The 2,666-nt window shown below is 58.9% G+C and carries 3 protein-coding genes; all 3 read left to right on the plus strand.

The genetic code is table 11. From position 1 onward, the window contains the following. Positions 1-104 precede the first annotated feature (104 nt). The 3 genes from tnpA to tnpC are packed head-to-tail and all read left to right on the plus strand — an operon-like array spanning position 105 to position 2,497. On the plus strand, positions 105-539 hold the full coding sequence (gene tnpA / locus AWB81_RS41865) for an IS66-like element accessory protein TnpA (protein ID WP_235026222.1): 435 nt from the start codon (positions 105-107) through the stop codon (positions 537-539). Beyond that, entirely contained in the window at positions 536-880 is a 345-nt protein-coding gene (gene tnpB / locus AWB81_RS41870; protein WP_061152765.1) for an IS66 family insertion sequence element accessory protein TnpB, read from the plus strand. The genes tnpA and tnpB overlap by 4 nt, the downstream gene beginning before the upstream one ends. 30 nt (positions 881-910) lie before the next feature. Next, a complete protein-coding gene (tnpC, locus tag AWB81_RS41875) occupies positions 911-2,497 on the plus strand; it encodes an IS66 family transposase (RefSeq protein ID WP_062644384.1) in 1,587 nt (528 codons plus the stop codon). The last annotated feature ends 169 nt before the right edge of the window (positions 2,498-2,666 follow it).

The following is a 2,666-nucleotide window of genomic DNA, read 5'->3' on the forward strand; positions in this document are numbered from 1 at the left end:
GATACAAAAAGGCATCCCCTTTCTCCGTCTGGTAACGGCCGAGTGACATACTCGGTAAGCGTCGCGGCACGGCCGTCTTGATTCGCGCAATCAGAGACGCCAAAGTGGTTCCCACCACTTCAAGTAGCGGGAACCACTTTGGGATCGGAAGAGAAGCTGCCTCAGGAACGCGTAGAGGAAGCCCAAACCACAGCCCTGAATTTCGACGCCGTCTGGCTGCAGCGGCGTGTGAGCCGGGCGTCTCGGTTTCGAAACTCGCCAGAGAGCATGGCATCAACGCCAATATGTTGTTCAAGTGGCGACGTCGATATCGGGCCGAGCAGCTCGCCGTATCAACCGAGCTTGTTCCGGTGACGGTCGTGGAGGACGCGCCGGGCACAGTCACTCCGACACCGTCGGTCCAACAGGAACAGCTAATCGTAAAGCCCGCCGCGAGCGTGGGCACGATCGAAGTTCGGATCGGACGTGCTGTGGTCAAGGTCGATGGAGCGGTCGACGCCGAAACACTACGTACGGTACTGAAGAGTGTGCGATCGTGATCGGGCTTCCAACGGGTACGCGCGTGTGGATCGCAGCAGGTGTGACTGATATGCGCAGCGGATTTCCGGCGCTGGCCGCGAAGGTGCAGACCGCACTTGAAGACAATCCGCTGGGTGGCGACGTGTTCATTTTTAGGGGGCGTCGCGGCGATCTCGTAAAGATCCTTTGGGCAACCGATGACGGACTATGGCTGCTTGCAAAACGACTTTCGCATGGGCGATTTATCTGGCCCCAAGCCGATGGCGGCAAGATCTATCTGACGTCGGCGCAGCTATCGATGTTGCTGGAAGGCATCGACTGGCGACAACCCCGTCGCACGGCCGCGTTGTCGATGTTGTAAACCAAGTCAAAGGCTCGTAAACTGCCGTGCATGCCCGATCATGCTCCTCTTCCGGACACCGTTGCCGAGCTCCGCGCCTTGGTGCTCGAGCAGCAGGCGTCAATGACGAAGATGCGTCAGGAGATTGCCGAACGCGACCGGGAGATCGTTGAGCGAGACCAGGAACTCGATCGCCTGAAGGCACAGATCGACAGGCTCAGGCGCATGCACTTCGGTCGCAAATCCGAACAACTCGACCGGCATATCGATCGGCTCGAAACTCAACTTGAGGATCTGGCAGCGGGTAGCGGCGTCGCCGATGTTCGTCGCGCGCGTGCTCGTGCATCGAGTTCAGGCGCGTCTGCCTCATCCTCGAAGGAAGCCTTAGCGCCGCATCTTCCACGCGAAGAACGCGTGCTTGAGCCCAATTCGATCTGCCCGAAATGCGACATCGGCATGGACCTGCTCGGCGAGGATGTATCTGAACAACTCGCGCGCGTCACAGCGATGTTCAAGGTGATCCGCACGATCCGTCGCAAACGGGTGTGCGCCAACTGCGGCCATATCGAGCAACGTCCCATGCCGGGGCTGCCGATTGAGCGCAGCATCGCACATCCGAGCTTGCTGGCCGAGATCCTTGTTGCGAAATATGCGAACCATACGCCGCTGTATCGGCAGTCCGAGATCGCGGCGCGCGACGGCGTCCGTCTCGATCGGGCGACCATGGCACGTTGGGTCGGGCAATGCGAAGAACTGTGTCGACTGCTGACCGAAGCCCTGCGTCGCTACACGATGGCGACTGCGAAGCTCCACGCGGACGACACACCGATCCCGGTGCTCGCGCCCGGCAACAAGAAAACCAAAACGGGTCGGTTGTGGGTCTACGTGCGTGACGATCGACGCTCAGGTTCGAGCGAACCTGCTGCGGTCTGGTTCGCCTACTCGCCGGACCGCAAAGGCATCCATCCCCAGACCCATCTTGCCGAATTCCGAGGTGTCCTTCAGGGTGATGGCTATGCAGGTTTCAACGAGATAACCGAAAGCGGCAAAGTTCGACTGGCATCGTGCTGGGATCACGCCCGACGATACGTGTTCAATGTGCACGAGACGGCCCCATCGGACACCACGAAAAGATGGCTTGACATGATCGGCGATCTTTACGAAATAGAGGCTGCTATCCGCGGTAAGCCACCCGATGAGCGGCAACGCGTCAGGCAAGAGAAGAGCAAACCGCTGCTCGATGGCATCGAGACGTCGATGAGGGAGAAGCTAGCGACGCTATGGCCAAAGGCGCCATTAGTTGAAGCCATTAACTACTCTCTGAATCGCTGGGACGGACTCACGCTATTCTGTGATGATGGCCGGGCCGAGATAAGCAACGTCCTTGCCGAAAACGCTTTGCGATGCGTCGCGCTTGGTCGGCGCAATTTTATGTTTGCTGGCTCAGACAGTGGTGGTGAACGAGCCGCCGCGATGTACAGCCTCATCGGCTCGTGCAAATTGAACGACGTCAATCCACGCACCTACCTGGAATACGTGCTCACGCACATCGCAGATCATCAGGCCAACCGCATCGACGAATTGCTGCCTTGGAACGTCGCGAAGCACCTGCACAGGCCTGCAACGCTCAACCTTTGAACCCTTCTGCCGGGCGTCACTCCGCAGGTGCAGCGCTTAACGTCTGTCCAGGAAAATCTAAACGGCTCTCACGCGACGCTTACCATACTCGACTCATTTCCAAGATTAGTGACGCGAAGGAGTTGTCAAGGCGGGGCGAGAGGTCCCGAACGCCTAATGGGAGGTGATT

The organism is Caballeronia arationis (assembly GCF_001544975.2).
Lineage (GTDB): Bacteria > Pseudomonadota > Gammaproteobacteria > Burkholderiales > Burkholderiaceae > Caballeronia > Caballeronia arationis.